Origin of the sequence: Bombiscardovia coagulans (assembly GCF_002259585.1) — a bacterium.
Lineage (GTDB): Bacteria > Actinomycetota > Actinomycetes > Actinomycetales > Bifidobacteriaceae > Bombiscardovia > Bombiscardovia coagulans.
Map to the genome: position 1 here is coordinate 93,300 of NZ_MWWS01000009.1, position 16,082 is coordinate 109,381.

At 48.4% G+C, this 16,082-nt stretch carries 11 protein-coding genes; 3 read left to right on the forward strand and 8 right to left on the reverse strand.

What is annotated here, in order from left to right:
• Positions 1-163 precede the first annotated feature (163 nt).
• From BOCO_RS06970 to BOCO_RS06980, 3 genes are read left to right on the forward strand one after another with little or no spacing between them, the layout of a single operon-like run.
• On the forward strand, positions 164-799 hold the full coding sequence (locus BOCO_RS06970) for a class I SAM-dependent methyltransferase (protein ID WP_169711900.1): 636 nt from the start codon (positions 164-166) through the stop codon (positions 797-799).
• Complete coding sequence (gene hrpA / locus BOCO_RS06975; RefSeq protein WP_094723586.1) at positions 796-4,866, forward strand: ATP-dependent RNA helicase HrpA; 4,071 nt, start codon at positions 796-798, stop codon at positions 4,864-4,866. The genes BOCO_RS06970 and hrpA overlap by 4 nt, the downstream gene beginning before the upstream one ends.
• Before the next feature lie 2 nt (positions 4,867-4,868).
• Positions 4,869-5,849: a hemagglutinin gene (locus tag BOCO_RS06980; RefSeq protein ID WP_244568784.1), complete on the forward strand. Its 981-nt coding sequence runs from the start codon at positions 4,869-4,871 to the stop codon at positions 5,847-5,849.
• A 33-nt stretch (positions 5,850-5,882) separates the two neighbouring features.
• Here BOCO_RS06980 and glnA read toward each other — a convergent pair whose 3' ends face one another.
• The 8 genes from glnA to BOCO_RS07020 all read right to left on the reverse strand — a co-directional run bounded on the left by glnA (position 5,883) and on the right by BOCO_RS07020 (position 16,069).
• Positions 5,883-7,220 carry a type I glutamate--ammonia ligase gene (gene glnA / locus BOCO_RS06985; RefSeq protein ID WP_094723588.1) on the reverse strand — a complete coding sequence of 446 codons (1,338 nt, stop codon included), beginning with the start codon at positions 7,218-7,220 and terminating at the stop codon, positions 5,883-5,885.
• An 87-nt stretch (positions 7,221-7,307) separates the two neighbouring features.
• The gene (locus BOCO_RS06990; RefSeq protein ID WP_094723590.1) at positions 7,308-8,012 is read right to left on the reverse strand and encodes a hypothetical protein; all 705 of its coding nucleotides are present in this window, start codon (positions 8,010-8,012) and stop codon (positions 7,308-7,310) included.
• A 71-nt stretch (positions 8,013-8,083) separates the two neighbouring features.
• The gene (dnaE, locus tag BOCO_RS06995) at positions 8,084-11,647 is read right to left on the reverse strand and encodes a DNA polymerase III subunit alpha (protein WP_094723592.1); all 3,564 of its coding nucleotides are present in this window, start codon (positions 11,645-11,647) and stop codon (positions 8,084-8,086) included.
• A gap of 568 nt (positions 11,648-12,215) precedes the next feature.
• Positions 12,216-13,151 (reverse strand): RluA family pseudouridine synthase, encoded by a 936-nt coding sequence (locus tag BOCO_RS07000; protein WP_275542073.1) that lies wholly within the window; start codon positions 13,149-13,151, stop codon positions 12,216-12,218.
• Positions 13,148-13,711: a signal peptidase II gene (locus tag BOCO_RS07005; RefSeq protein ID WP_094723594.1), complete on the reverse strand. Its 564-nt coding sequence runs from the start codon at positions 13,709-13,711 to the stop codon at positions 13,148-13,150. Before BOCO_RS07005 ends, BOCO_RS07000 begins: the two co-directional genes overlap by 4 nt.
• A 17-nt stretch (positions 13,712-13,728) precedes the next feature.
• Positions 13,729-15,078 carry a DivIVA domain-containing protein gene (locus BOCO_RS07010; protein ID WP_094723596.1) on the reverse strand — a complete coding sequence of 450 codons (1,350 nt, stop codon included), beginning with the start codon at positions 15,076-15,078 and terminating at the stop codon, positions 13,729-13,731.
• 161 nt (positions 15,079-15,239) lie between these two features.
• Positions 15,240-15,533, reverse strand: a complete 294-nt coding sequence (locus BOCO_RS07015; protein WP_094723598.1) for a YggT family protein — start codon at positions 15,531-15,533, stop codon at positions 15,240-15,242.
• 47 nt (positions 15,534-15,580) lie between these two features.
• A complete protein-coding gene (locus BOCO_RS07020; protein ID WP_094723600.1) occupies positions 15,581-16,069 on the reverse strand; it encodes a cell division protein SepF in 489 nt (162 codons plus the stop codon).
• Between the last annotated feature and the right edge of the window lie 13 nt (positions 16,070-16,082).

Genomic DNA, 16,082 nt, shown 5'->3' on the forward strand with positions numbered 1-16,082 from the left:
CTATACTTCCCCCCGACCTAGTCAGCCCAAAGCCTAGATTAACAACCATAACACTTGAACCTGTTCACTCACCGCTTGCTAGACCATATAGGTAGATACAATCAAAGGACACAGTATTTGTCATCTATGCGGTGACTCAAGACAGGATGAGGGAGCAGCAAGCGTGGCTGACAGGCAGCAGACAGGTTCCAATAGAAATGAGCAGTATTTCGCCGCTCAACCTTCCTCGTCAGATACCCGTCGTCACCTTACCGTTAATTTGGTGGGGCGACCAACAACCGTTGAAGTTTCGAACGGTGTTTTTTCATCCTCGCGCTTAGATTTGGGAACTTCAGTCTTACTCCGCCACACTCCAGAACCACCAACCCAAGGCAACTTTTTAGACCTTGGCTGCGGCTGGGGTCCTATTGCCCTACGCATGGCCTTCCTGCGCCCCCAAGCAACAATCTGGGCAATCGACAGCAATGAACGAGCACTTGAATTAACCCGCCACAATGCGAAACTGAATGCGATTACTAATATCGAAGCAGTATCAGCTGACCATCTCCCGGATGGACTTACATTTGACCTTATATGGTCCAATCCACCTATCCGCATAGGCAAAGAAGCCCTTCACCAGCTGTTGATGACATACCTACCCCGTCTGACTGATGGTGGTGCAGCCTACTTAGTCGTTCAACGTAACCTCGGATCAGATTCACTGATAACATGGTTACAAGCTCAGCTGCCACAAAACTGGACAGTCTCAAAATATGCCTCATCCAAGGGGTATCGCGTAATTGAGGTCTTGCATCCATGAGGTATACATACCCTAGTGAATTGCCAGTCTCATCGTCTCGGGAAGACATTGAACAGGCAGTTCGTACCAGTCAAGTGGTCATCGTTTCTGGCCAGACTGGTTCTGGTAAGACGACACAAATCCCAAAGATGCTCCTACAAATGGGCCGAGGTACTCATGGGCACCAGATAGTTCACACCCAACCTCGTCGCATTGCCGCACGCACAGTAGCCGAACGCATAGCATCGGAACTCGAAGTCGAACTCGGCAACGAAGTCGGTTACCAAGTACGCTTCGATGACAAAAGTTCACCAAGAACACGCTTGCGGGTAGTAACAGACGGTATTCTTTTAGCACACATACAACGCGACCCAAAACTGACTGCTTATGACACAATCGTCATCGATGAAGCACATGAGCGAAGCCTTAATATTGACTTTCTCCTAGGCTACATAACCGCACTGCTACCTAAGCGCCGAGATCTCAAACTCATTATTACCTCAGCAACTATTGATTCCTTGAAATTCCAAGAGCACTTTGCTAAGGCGTTACACATTAATGTGCCCGTTATTGAAGTATCAGGACGCACCTACCCTGTGCAAACTATTTATGAGCCTCTGGGCACTCCCCCCGCACTAGTGAATACAGTCCCTGGTTTTACTGCCCCACGAATTGATCCGGACAGTGGTAATCCATTAGAGACCATAGAAACGGATCTGCCAACATCTGTTGCGAGGGCCTGTGCGGAATTAGTTATCCATTCCTCCCACACCACCGGTCCCAAAGACATTCTAGTATTCGCAGCTGGAGAACACGACATCCACGACTATCAAAACGCCCTGAATCATCACTTTGGTCCCCGTGCTTCAGATATGAACCGACCTGATGCCATAGAGATAGTACCTCTCTACGCTCGACTCTCCGCAAAAGACCAGCACAGAGCCTTCCAAGTTCGTTCACACCAGCGCATCATTATTGCCACTAATATTGCCGAGACATCGCTGACAGTTCCCGGCATTCGTTATGTAGTTGACCCCGGGTTGGCACGCATTTCCCGTTATTCCAAGTCAGCTAAAGTTCAACGATTACCAATTGAACCTATTTCGCAGGCTTCGGCCAATCAGAGAGCTGGTCGCTGCGGACGAGTCGCTGACGGCATCGCCATCCGTTTGTATTCTCGGGACGATTATGAATCAAGGCCTCGCTTTACTGAACCGGAAATTTTGCGCACTTCCTTAGGATCTGTTGTTTTACACATGCTGTCAGTAGGCGTAGCTCATACTGCCCAAGATGTCATCGATTTTGGTTTTATCGACCCACCAGATGTCAAAGCTGTTGCCGATGGCTTCAATGAACTCACAGAACTGGGTGCAATCAACCGTAAGCGTACTGAAATCCGGTTAAATAGGTTGGGGCACAAACTCTCTCGCCTTCCTATTGATATCCGCTTAGGGCGCATGATACTCCAAGCCGAGCATTACTCAACGCCAAACACTTTGGCAGCAGTCATTGTCATTGTAGCCTTTTTGAGTCTGCAAGACCCCCGCGAGCGCCCAGATGACCAAAGGGATGAGGCAGACAAACTTCACGCTCGTTTTTCTGATCCTTCCTCAGACTTTATATCCATCTTGAACTTGTGGAATTACTGTTTCCCAGAAGGAAAGCACCTGTCTTCGTCGGCGTTACGTCGGTTGTCTAAAAATGAGTTCCTCAGCTTCCTTCGTTTACGACAGTGGCATGATCTCTACAGGCAACTTGTCCAAATGTGCCAAGACATGCACATGACTGTGGGGCTTCCCAGGCCTTCCTCAACCCCTACAACTGAGGTAACGAGTCTTCCTCTTGCCCAACAAGGTCGGGGGTCACTAGCCTGCACTTGGGATAGTGACAGTATCCATCAGTCAATACTCTCAGGATTGCTTTCTAGCATTGGTATGCAAGTAATCAATGACCCTAAGGCTTCTCAATTCGCAGGCCTGAAGGGTAACGCACGAGCCAAGGCAATCGCCAAGGCTCAAAAACGCTCATTAAACGAATATCGAGGTGCCCGAGGCACCCATTTCGCAATTTTCCCTGGTTCGACAGTCGCGAAGAATCCACCACCTTGGGTTATGTCTGCCGGGCTAGTAGAAACATCGCGTCTCTGGGCCCGCTACTGTGCCAAGATTGATCCTGCCTGGGCTGAACGTTTAGCAGGCAATCTTACAAGGATCACCTACGCCGAACCACACTGGTCGGCCACCAAAGGCGCGGCAGTAGCTTCCTCCACTGTCTTACTGTATGGATTGCCCATCGTTAGCTCACGACCCGTATTATGGGGTTCTGTTAATCCGGCCCAAGCCCGCGACATGCTTATTCGTCAGGGACTCGTTGGTGGTGATATCCGTCAGCGATTTTCGTACGACTCATTTATAGGCAGCAACTTACACCAATTGGAAGAGGCCAGTGATGAAGCCAGCAGAACCCGCTTGCTGGCACAGACTGCCTCGGATGAGGATTTAGCTGACTTTTACAACGAGCGGATACCTCAAACAATTACTTCCATGGCACAACTTGCTCAATGGTGGAAGCATGAACATCGTAAGCAGCCTGATCTTTTAACGTTCGATCCAAGCAAAGTTGACCGACTCAATCAGAAAGAGCCTTCTGCACGACCGGGCGATTATCCAGACCACTGGCATATACGCACCACAGATGGATCCGAATTTGACTTACGTCTGAGCTATGTTTACGACCCCCATTCAGCCGACGATGGTGTTACCGTGCATGTCCCCTTACAAGCCCTTAATCGATTAACACCTGAACCGTTCACATGGAATGTTCCCGGTCTTTTGGACGAGTTGATTATCGGAACTATTAAGTCTCTCCCTAAGACTTTGCGCGTCCAGTTCGTCCCTGCTCCCGACACAGCTCGTTCAATCCGCAGCTGGATTGACAACCATTACCCAACACTCCCAGGTTGTCTCAACCTAGAATCTGCTGAGAATCACGCCATCGAGATTGAAACAGAGCCGAAACAGTGGCCCAGCTTCGACGAAGCTTTTACTCAGGCAGCCATTGAAGTGGTCGGTGCTCAGCTCCATCCGGAGGTTTTTTCTGCTGCCCAGCGAGAACGTCTCGCACCATATTTACGAATAACCTTTGCCGTGGAAGAAACCACCAAGACTAGCCATCATCACAACAAACCTCAGATGATGAAGAACAAGGTCCTCGGCAAGTCCAAGTCTTTACTTGCCTTACAACAAGAGTTTGCCGAATTAGCCCAACGTTCAGCCCATGACCATGTTTCCACACAAGTTCAAGCAGCAGCGGACCACGGTCAGGTCGTCAAACAAGCCAACCTTCTACAAGATTCTGGCGCTACTACTAGCTCCCGAAGTGAGATACTGTGGAAAGGTGCACTCAAGACACTGAGTCTGCCCAGCGAGCGAATTTCATCACGTTGGCTCAGCAATCAAGCAGTAATGCTGGCTTCTGCCCCTTACCAGTCAACTAAGAAACTGGTAGATGACTTGCAAATGGCGGCAGTTAAGAAGTTACTTCCCCGGATTGATGAATTACCAGACGACCACGCATTGCAAGAAGCGGTCTACAAAGTTTCAAGCGTATACGAAGATACGGTTTATCAGGTGGCCCAAGAAACCGTTGATATACTCCAGAGCTTTGCACAGGTTGATCATGCTATTTCGGGACCAGCAGATTTACCCTTACTCTCTGTTTTACAGTGGATTCGCAAACATATGAATTCGTTAGTGTATCCGGGTTTTATTGCCGATACAGCCCCACAAGCATTTCCTCGACTGACCATCTATCTTCAAGCTGACCTCATGCGGTTGCAGAAGGCCCACAAGGATCGAGACCGTGACGTACGCTGGGCTTGGGAAGCAGACGAAGCTCAACATCTAGTCAAGACAGCTCAGGACAAAGCAGAACAACAACCGGCCGGACCCCTAAGGGAGAAACTTCTGATGCAAGCCAACCAAGCACGTTGGATGCTAGAAGAGTTTTATGTTTCTCTATGGTCACAAGAGCTGGGAACCAACGGACCAGTCAGTTTGCAGCGCATCCGTAAATTATTGGAGGCATAAGCATGACCGCTAAAAAATCAACGCCTACACGTTCACGAACTTCAGCAGCCCAAAGCAAGAGGGCAAAAACCAAAAACGTCCGCTCTCTGCACCAGCGCTGGCTCCACTTGCCCCTAGCGCAACGTATCGAAACAGTCTTAGCTAGCTTGGTAGCTATTATCTTAGTGCTCGCACTCATAATTACTGGTCTCAAATTTTTAGGCTACCAGGTGCATGTTAGTGATGTGCGTCAGCATCAAGATCAATCAGACCACATCTATGGCTTTAATCCTGGAGAAATCATCACAGACAGTCACTTTTTTGACACTACCAGCATGAATGAAGACGATGTACAAGTCTTCCTCAACCAAAAAGGTGTCCAGTGCACAGCCCAAACCACCAAAGACAGTGAACCTTGCTTGAAGAACTATAAGGTTGACACACCTTCTAAGCCAGCCGACGATTTGTGCGATGCATACCAAGGAAGTACCAATCAATCAGCTGCTGCCATTATAGATGGTGCGGCACGTTCCTGCGGTGTCAGTCAGAAAGTGCTGCTTACCATGTTACAAAAAGAACAGCACCTAGTTTCAGCTGTCTCCCCCACACACATACAGTACAAGGCCGCCATGGGACTCTCTTGCCCAGACGATGCCTCTTGCGACCCTCAATATGCAGGTTTCTTTAACCAAGTGTACGGCGCAGCTCAACGTTATCGGTACTATCAAAAGCACATGGACAACTATCAATTCAAGCCGGGCCGCATCAACCAAGTTCGGTATTCACCCGATGCCTCTTGTGGTAGTTCAGATGTGTACATCGAAAATGTCGCTACAGCATTGTTGTATATTTACACACCTTATCAGCCTAATACTGCTGCCCTAAGAGCAGGGACAGGTGAGGGAGACTCCTGTTCAGCGTACGGAAACCGTAACTTCGCCATTATCTACAACGGCTGGTTCAACCAAACGCAATCTCAAAACACCGGTTCCCAACACCAGTAATGTCGAGACCGGTGTTTCAGACGCGACACTTATTTATAGCCTCGGTAGGTAGTATTCCAACTCATAAGGAGTTACCTGTCGGTTGTACTCATTCCATTCTTGGCGCTTATTGCGGATAAAGTATTCAAACGCATGCTCTCCGAGGACTTCTGCTACGAAATCGGATTTTTCCATTATTTTTAATGCCGTATCCAAACTATCCGGAAGAGGCTGGATACCCATGGCCTGACGCTCGGCATCAGTCAACTCCCAGACATCATCAGACGTTGGCTCCCCTAGAGTCATTTTCTGCTCAATACCATCCAAGCCAGCAGCCAGGAGTACAGAAAATGCTAGGTAGGGATTGGCTACCGGATCCAGGGCACGGAATTCCATACGCGCAGAATTTCCCTTCCCAGGCTTGTACTGCGGAATGCGCAAAAGAGCAGACCTGTTGTTATGTCCCCAGCAAATGTAGGAAGGAGCTTCAGAACCGCCCCATAAACGCTTGTAGGAGTTAACGTACTGGTCTGTAACCGCACAAATCTCAGCAGCGTGAGCCAAGATACCAGCAGCAAACTGGCGGGCGGTGGCTGACATATTGAACTCTTGCCCTACCTCATAGAAGGCATTTGCGTCTCCTTCAAAAAGACTCAAATGGGTATGCATGCCAGAACCAGGCTTGTCTGTGAAAGGCTTAGGAATAAAGGAGGCACGCATGCCTCGTTCCAAAGAAACTTCCTTAACGACCGTACGGAAGGTCATTATATTGTCAGCAGTTGCCAAAGCGTCTGCATACCGCAAATCAATTTCGTTCTGTCCAGGTCCAGCCTCGTGATGAGAATACTCGACTGAAATACCCATCTGCTCTAGCACGCTCACACAGGAGCGCCTAAAGTCCATAGCTGGACTGCGAGGAACATGATCAAAATATCCGCCCTCATCGATAGGCACAGGGGTTTGAGACCAATCTTCTTGCCCCTTGAACAAGTAGAATTCGATTTCAGGGTGCACATAGAAGGTAAAACCCTTTTCTTTAGCCTGCGCCAGGGCCCTCTTCAGTACATGACGAGGATCAGCCCGGCTGGGTTCACCATCAGGAGTGAGCACATCACAGAAAATACGAGCTGTGCTTTGGGACCCCCCATGAGAAGGCAAGATTTGGAAGGTCGATGGATCAGGCTTGACAATCATGTCATCTTCAGAAATCCTTGTCATGCCCTCAATAGCTGAACCGTCAAATCCTAATCCTTCATCGAAGGCTTTTTCTAATTCAGCAGGTGCAATAGCTACAGATTTCAAAGTCCCTAGTACATCAGTAAACCAGAGGCGAATGAAGCGCACGTCTCGCTCTTCTACAGTGCGCAGGGCGAACTCTTCTTGTTTTTCCATATGAATATAGTCCCATGTTCATATTTCCACGACAGACTCATCTATGTTAACGCTATGTCGCTACCGTGTAATGAGCCAGAAAAGACTCTACTCTATGCTACCGCCAGTATTATTGCCACCTGTACCAAAATGGGTATGGGAAGCAATAATCGTCATAGCCTTATCTCGATCTAAGCTGCCGGAATCATGCACATTCATCCCCTGACTTTCGAGGAAGGGTACATCACTAGCCCCAATAAGCAGGTCTTCAACGAATGGTGCAGCTGCAGCGAAAAGGATTGGAGGTGGAAAAGATTGTCCTGCTTGACCGTCAATCCATAATTTAGCTTCTAACTGATCAGCGCGATTAACGACCAGCATGGCCGAAAGACCAGAAACCACCGTCGTTAAATCCTTAACTGCTGCTTCAGGTCCATCACCACCGAGATTCTTCAGCACCGCAACAGCCCCTTCAGGCGCATCAATACAGTATGCCGATATATCTGAAAGTTGGCAGAACGCAGCCAAGAGTTCGGCTGAAGCCAAACGGGTAACGACCAAAGCAACTTTTGCGCGATTGCCAATCAGCCCCTGTAGCTCTTCATCGAATACATCGGAGCCTAGCATATCGATATCGTCTTCAAAGGAGGCTGAGCGACCTTGCTTTTCGTTCTCTAACGAATTAGAAAACGACCCTTGGTCTTCTGCAAACTCTTGCTCGAACCCCGCCAGAGCACGTTCTATTTCTTCGTCAGTCAGGTGACTGCCATCGTCATCAGCTGGGTCAAACAACCCTCGTTCTTGATCACCCATAGCATCCCCTTCCTTAGGTTTACTATTCTACTCGTTAACCTACTCGCGACAGGCGAAAACGACGCACTGCGTCATACGGCAGGAAGGCAAGAAGGACCAAATGCTGCCTTGATTTCTGCCAGCATAGACGGATCATGCTTGGTTCGGAAATTATCACCAAAAGTAAACAGTTTAACATTGCCTTTGTCGTCAGAAACAGCCAGCTTAACCTGACTATACCCAGGATGGTCCTTGATAATCTGTGCCAGTTTGAGCATTCGGTCTCGGTCTAGAGCAGGCCTTGGCAAGGTAATAATCACTGGTCGTTCATCTACCGACTCCAGGCTAGGAACTTCCATTTCTTGTGCCCGCAGGCTAACACCCTCATCCCGAATATCTACCTGCCCTCGCACTCGTATAACCGTATCGAGAGCTAGCTGCTCACTGGCCCCTTCATACGCCTTACCGAAGAACATGCAAACGATTGAGCTCTCCATATCCTCTATAGTCACCCTAGCCCAAGGATTACCGCGCTTGGAAACCCGGCGGTCTACTGATGTCACTAGACCTGCCAGCGTCACACTCTGATTCTCACCGAGAGTGGGAGCACGGTCAATTAGTTGAGCAATTGACAGGTCACTCAAACTCGAAAGCACCGACGCCATACCAGACAAGGGATGATCAGAGACGTACAAGCCCAACATTTCGCGTTCAAAGTTGAGTTTAGTTTTCTTGTCCCACTCTTCAATTTCAGGCACTGACACATCTGCATCACCTAACATGTCAGCTTCTGAAGTATCATCTTCGTCAGCAAAAAGATCAAATTGCCCTTCAGCCTGCTTGCGCTTAAGCGGCACAACCTGATCAATGGCCGTTTCATGGATATGGAAGAGCGCACGCCGATTGCCATCCGTTTGATCAAAGGCTCCAGCTTTGATCAGAGATTCCACGGTACGTTTATTGAGGGCATCCATGGAGACACGCTTCACGAAATCAAGGAAGTTAACGAACTTACCTTGCTTACTCTCGCGCTGCTTGATAATCTCATCCACAGCTTTATCACCGACGTTGCGAATAGCGCCCAGACCGAAACGAACAACATCACCAACAGCAGAATAGGCTGCCACAGACTCGTTGATATCTGGTGGCAAAACCTTGATACCCATCCGCCTCGCTTCACCCAAATAGAGGGCTGTCTTATCTTTGTTGCTGCGTTCTCCCTGTAGAAGAGCAGCCATGAACTCGACAGGATAATGAGTCTTGAGAAAGGCGGTCCAGTATGCAATCAAAGCATAGGCGGCAGAGTGGGCTTTATTGAAGGCGTAACCAGAGAATGGAACGAGGATATCCCATACCGCTTGAGCGGCCTCCTGGGAGTATCCATGCTCCTTCATACCTGCAAAGAAGGGTACCTTTTCTTTTGCTAGCACTTCAGGTTTCTTCTTACCCATAGCACGGCGAAGAACGTCTGCCTTTCCCAAAGAGTATCCTGCCAGTATTCGAGCTGCTGATTGCACCTGTTCCTGGTAAACAATCAGACCGTAAGTCTCGTCTAAGACCTCTTTGAGTGGCTCTGCTACTTCTGGATGGATTGGCTCGATCTTTTGTAAGCCGTTCTTCCGTTTAGCATAGTTGGCATGCGAGTTCATATCCATAGGACCAGGCCGATATAAGGCGATCAGAGCGGATATATCATTAAAATTATCGGGTTTGAGCATGCGTAGAAGCGAGCGCATACCGTCACCATCAAGCTGGAAGACTCCGAGAGTGTCCCCTCTCGACAACAACTCGTAGGTTTCCTTGTCATCAAGGGGTATTTCCTGGTAAGTAATAGGCTCCTTGCCATTTCGAGCAATATTCTTCAGACAGTCACGAATGACACTTAAATTGGCTAGACCTAAGAAGTCCATTTTTACCAGACCCATTGTTTCGCAGGTATGGTATTCGAAGGTCGTGGTCACTGTACCGTCGTTGCGCTCCATCAAAGGTGAGGTATTAGTTATAGGCTCGGCACCCATGATGGTTGCACAGGCATGGACACCAGTCTGGCGGATAATGCCTTCCAAACCTTTGGCTTCGTCCGTAATACTTTTCACATCGGGATCTGTATCATACAACTCCCTAAATTCTGCTGCCTCTGCATACCGCTTGGAATCTGGATCGAAAATGTCTTTGAGACTCATGTCCTTACCATTGGCGGATGGAGGTAAAGCTTTGGTTACCTTGTCGCCCATCGAATATTCGTAACCCATAATGCGAGCAGAATCTTTTAAGGCGTTTTTGGTTTTAATGGTGCCGTAGGTCACGCATTGTGCCACTTTGTCGGATCCGTATTTTTCGGCCACATAATCTAACACCTTCATACGGCCTTCAGGGTCAAAATCCACATCAATATCAGGCAGGGAAACACGCTCTGGGTTAAGGAACCGTTCAAAGATCAGTCCATGTTTGAGAGGGTCCAGCTCAGTTATTCCCATTGCGTAAGCTACCATCGAACCTGCTGCAGAACCTCTACCGGGCCCCACCATGATTCCGTGTTCTTTTGCCCAATTGATGTAGTCGGAAACCACTAAGAAATACCCGCAGAACTGCATCTGGCAGATCACACCACACTCGTAGTCCGCCTGGTGAGACACTTCCTCCGGAATTCCGTTCGGATAACGATTTTGAAGACCTTCGTTTACTTTCCGTAAGAAGAGTGAGGTCTCATCCCATCCTTCTGGACAATCAAAACGAGGCATAAAAGCGCCATCTTCGTGATCATCGAACATAACATTGCAGCGATCAGCAATTTCCAAGGTGTTATCACAGGCTTCTGGAAATTCTTTGAAAAGTTCACGCATCTCCTGAGCGGAACGTACATAGTAACCCGAACCATCAAACTTAAAACGCCCAGGATCGTTCAAGTGTGAGCCCGAATTGATGCACAAGAGCGCATCTTGAGCTCCTGCATCCTCTTTCCGTACATAATGGGCATCGTTTGTCGCAACAAGAGGAGCATGCAAACGCTTAGCTATCTCCAGAAGTTCTTTCGTTACCCTCTGTTCGATTTCCAGTCCATGGTCCATCAGTTCCACGTAATAATTATCTTTACCAAAGATATCCTGGAACTCACCAGCAGCCCGTAAAGCCTCGTCAAACTGCCCTAGTCGCAGACGCGTCTGCACTATTCCTGAAGGGCAGCCGGTAGTAGCAATAACGCCTTTGTGATGAGTGGAAAGCAGGTCTTTGTCCATACGGGGCCATTTACCAACTAAACCTTCAAGGTTAGCAATCGATGACGCCTTAATGAGATTCACTAAGCCAGTGTCATTTTCAGCCCATAGGGTCATGTGAGTGATAAAACCGCCACCAGACACATCGTCTGAGCGTTGGGTCTCATCTCCCCAACGCACTCTTGTCTTATCCTGTCTGGCAGTCTCAGGGGTCACATACGCTTCGATGCCAAGAATTGGCTTAACGTCATTATCAACTGCTGTCCGCCACAACTCATATGCGCCATGCATATTACCGTGATCTGTAATAGCAATAGCAGTCTGACCGATTGACTTGACTTGCTGAACCAAGTCAGGCACTTTTGAAGCACCATCCAAGGTGGAATAGTGCGTGTGATTATGAAGGTGAACGAAACTGTCAGATGATGCAGAAGAAGCCATACCTCTAATGTACCGAAAGCTTTGACACCTTCGTGTTTCACCTGAGCTAACAGCATATAGGGCGACGTAATTGCTCTAACGTTTCAACAGTTCACTCACTCTGAGCATGGTAACCGGACCAAGTGTTTTAGAGTACAGACAGAGGGAGTTAGCGTCTTGCAACTGTCAAGAACATATAAAGATGAGCACCTACCTTTAGCCTCAAGAGTATGAAGAGTAAACAAACACACCGTTGAAACCGTGTCATCACGCTACTGCACTCTGTGACAGTAATCATACACAGTAAGGTGATAAGTACCTTTACCATGCGCACTCAGCTTTGCACTGTCTGAGCCCCTTCTACAAGCAACTTACGTAAGTGGTGCCACCAAACAATAGAAGACAACAAGTCCACATAGTCTATCCGCTAACCATAGGCAGAACTCCACCCATCTGGCACACAGGGCATTTTACGTAGTCCAGCAATGTGATCAAGAGAAGCTAGTAACGAACCGCACTAACCTGGGAAAGCCAACACGTCGTGCAGAGTCTCGTGTACTTGTGCCAACTCGTAGATGCAAGCATAGACTTATATTTGCTCTTCTTCACTGAGCTCTGAGTGCAGCATGTCGAGCGAAACTCGCAGGTCGGGCGGATATTGCGAATCCACCGTAGTCCAAATCTTCGTACGTGGATGACGAAACTCAAGATGGGTTGCGTGAAGCCATTGACGGTTCAAACGTAACCGTTCTGCTAGCACCGGATTAGCCCCATACATATGATCACCCACCAGAGGATGGCCGATAGACGAAAAATGCACACGAATCTGGTGTGTACGACCCGTCTCTAAATTCACTTGGACAAGGGTCGCTCCACGAAGACGTTCAAGTACATCCCAGTGTGTGATTGCCTCTTTACCGGCTGGGGTAACAGTAAAGCGAAAATCAGAGACTCGTGCTCTTCCAATTGGAGCCTCAATTGTTGCTTTGTCCTGTTTCAACGAACCTTGTACGAGGGCATGATAGATTTTAACAACTTCGTGATGAGTGAACTGCTTACGCATTTCCTTGTATGCAAGATCTGACTTGCATACCAGCATCAGCCCACTAGTACCGGCATCTAAACGTGAAACAATACCTTGACGACCTTGTGCACCAAGATTCGTGATGTGGACACCTCGGTCTAGTAAAGAACCTAAGACCGTAGGCCCTACCCAACCTGGAGAAGCATGCGCAGCAACACCAACTGGTTTATCGACAACAACTACGTCATCATCCTCATAGACAACAGCCATTTCTTCTGAAATAGGCTCCCCTTCAGCAGCTGGTGAGGATTCATCTACCTCTATCATGTCGCCTGACTGCAAGATCGTAGCTTTGTGAACGTTGCGGTTGAGGAGCCGGGCACGATCTGACTGAATCAGCTCGCCTGCTTTGGCTCGAGAGATCCCTAACATTTTTGCTAGCGCCATATCAAGTCGGAGTCCAATGAGGGCATCCGGTGCCGGCAACAGTTTGTTACTCACAGCACAACCTCTTGAAAGTCAGCAGCTTCCGTCACAAGGTCAGTTTTAGTGTCTTGTACAGTTGCTTTAAACGGTTTTCCCATCATAATCAACACAATGATCAAGAGGGCTGCCATAGTCAAATAGATGTCAGCTACATTGCCAACTGACCAACCATAGTCAATAAAGTCTACGACTCGCCCATCAAGAAAACCGTGGGCGTACACAACTCGATCGATTAAATTGCCTACAGCTCCTGAAAAAGCTAAAGCAAAAGCTATGGTCCAAGCCATTGAGTCAGTCGATACAAACAAAATGATAAAAGCGACACAGGCCACGACTGCAACCAGTGATATCAGCCATGTGTAATCAGATCCTAAACCAAGTGACGCCCCTGGATTGCGTAAAAGGCGCAAAGACAGCACTTTGGGGATAAGAACCTCAGCCCTGCCCTCAGTCAGCCTCACTTGCGCCAGAGCTTTGGTTACCTGGTCCAAGCCAGTTGCAATAAGAACTAGGCATGCGAAGACGGCCACGCGTCTGCGCAGCCGTCTAGATTTCCTTTGTACTGTTGTACTCACAGATCCGCAGCCTGACTTTAATATCGTGGGCTGCTGCTGCTATCTTTATTCTCAACCAACTGGTAGTTATTGGTATCAGATACTTGAGAAACAAGCTGTCCCAAGAACTCTGTCAACCTGCTACGATATTCAGCCTCGAATTGCTTGAGGTTCTGAATATTTCCTTCCACGACCTTTGACTGAGCCATGAGCTTCTCTTGAATGTTTGCGGCATAGCGCTCAGCCGATTCACGAGTACTTCTATCGTAGGACTGGGCCCTCTGCTGAACCTGAAGCTCGTATTCATCGGCTTCATTACGCTTACTCTTGGAATACGATTCGGCGTCTTCTCGTATCTTAGAAGCGTAAGTATCGGCTTGGTTATGTACGTTCTGTGAGTAAGCATCTGCCTCAGAATGAGTACGTTTTGCATAGTCATCAGCCTCAGAACGAGTCTTTCGAGCATAGGAGTCCGCTTTTGACATTGCTTCGTCGACTTTAGACTGGCTAGAGGCCACTATCTCTGCGCCCTTGGCTTTGCCCTTGTCTACGTACTGGTCATGGAGTTGCATAGCCAGAGTGAGCATAGCTGTAGCACGCTCAGCTTCAGTGCTCGCATTTGCACCGGCGCCTGCGATCTGCTGGAGACTTCCAGTTACGGGAGCAGGTTCAGCTTTGGCCATTTGCGTACGTAGCTCTTCTTCACGCTTGCGGGCTTCTTCTAGCTGGCGGGACAGTTGGGCTGTCTTCGAGCTTTCTTCTTGGATGGTCTGCTGGAAGTGTGCAATCTGCTGGCGTGCGCCAGTAGCATTCTGCTGGGCAGCAGCCAAATCCCTCTTGGTGGAATTGAGCTCTTGATTAAGTGCGTCAATTTGACGGCGAGCTTCGTCACGTTCACGCTCAACGGTAAGCATACGATTACTATCTACAGGTTGCGCAATGGAACCTTGTGCGGCCTGCGCGGTCAGCTGGTCAATCTGCTGGTTAAGCTGAGCGACCTGCTTTTTCAATTGCTCATTCTGCTGAGATATCGTGCGGGATCGCTCTTCCGCTTCAGCAACCCGCTGTTGCATCTGTGGGTTCATCTGCATAGGTTGTGCATTCTGTTGGGGCACTGAAGCGAGCTGAACCTTTAAATTACGGTTTTCATTTTGCAGAGACTGAACCTGTGCGGTCAGTTCAGAAATTTTTGAGTTTAAATTAGCTACATCAGGACCGAAGGACTGCGTAGAAGCGCCGTTCCCCTGAACTGCTTGCTTACCTAGAGCCTCTACAGTCTCGGTAACTTGGTCAAGGAAGTCATCGACTTCATCGACGTCATAACCTTCCTTGAACCGTACCGTTTGGAAGGTATGCTCCCGTATATCTTTGGGCGTCAAAAGAGCCATGTGTATCTCCACCTCGCTTCGGCAACAGTCTACCTGCATTCCTGTTCTTACAATAATGCTAGCACGCTAACCGTCTCAACATCTCTGAAAACTCAGACCAACCTAAAGCCTTCACGTACTTTTGGGCAAAAGTTAGGTATGTCACCTTCATCCACCTTTTATCAGATGACAAAGTTCACAGCCATTTGCAAAACAATTAGAGCAAACCATAGCACCAAAAAACTGACATCTAACTGAATTCTACCCAATGGCAAAGGAGGAATATATCTTCTCAGCCATCGCAAAGGCGGTTCTGTCAGCTGGTATATGATCGATATAATCGATGCAACCAAACCACGTGGATACCACCGTGGCGACAAAACCAATATCCAATCTACAATCATACGCATGAATAGGACGAAAATATACGCGTCTATCAACCAATTGATAATATATGACACCAAGCCAAGTAACATTGAAGTGCAGCTCCTTACAGCAAGTTCATCATGCGTATAGGGCGAAACTAGTTACCAAAAAAAGCCTGAGCAGGCGATTGTGGCTGGGGTTCTTCCACTTTAATATTGACCTGTGCAGGGCTCAACAAAAAGACACGTGGGGTGACTCGCTCAATGGAACCCCGCACACCAAAGACTACTCCGGCAGAAAAGTCTACTATTCTGTACGCTACAGACTCACTGACTCCGCTCAGGTTGAGAACTACAGGCACACCATCTCGAATAGCCCGCCCAACCATCTGTGCATCCTCATATGTCTTGGGATGAATAGTAGTTATGCGGTTAAGACGGTTCTGGAATGGGGTAACGCTAGCCGAAGACGTTGTCGATGCTGAATCAACAGCAGTCGAAGCATGAGTAGAAGCTATAGGGGTAACCGAGTAATCAGTGTCAAAGCCGGCTTCTTGTACATCTTCTTCCTGGTCCATCTCGTTCTCGTCATCGACTACGTCAGCCATACCGAAGTACGACATAGCGTTCTTCATTAATCCGGCCATGACTTCTTACTCC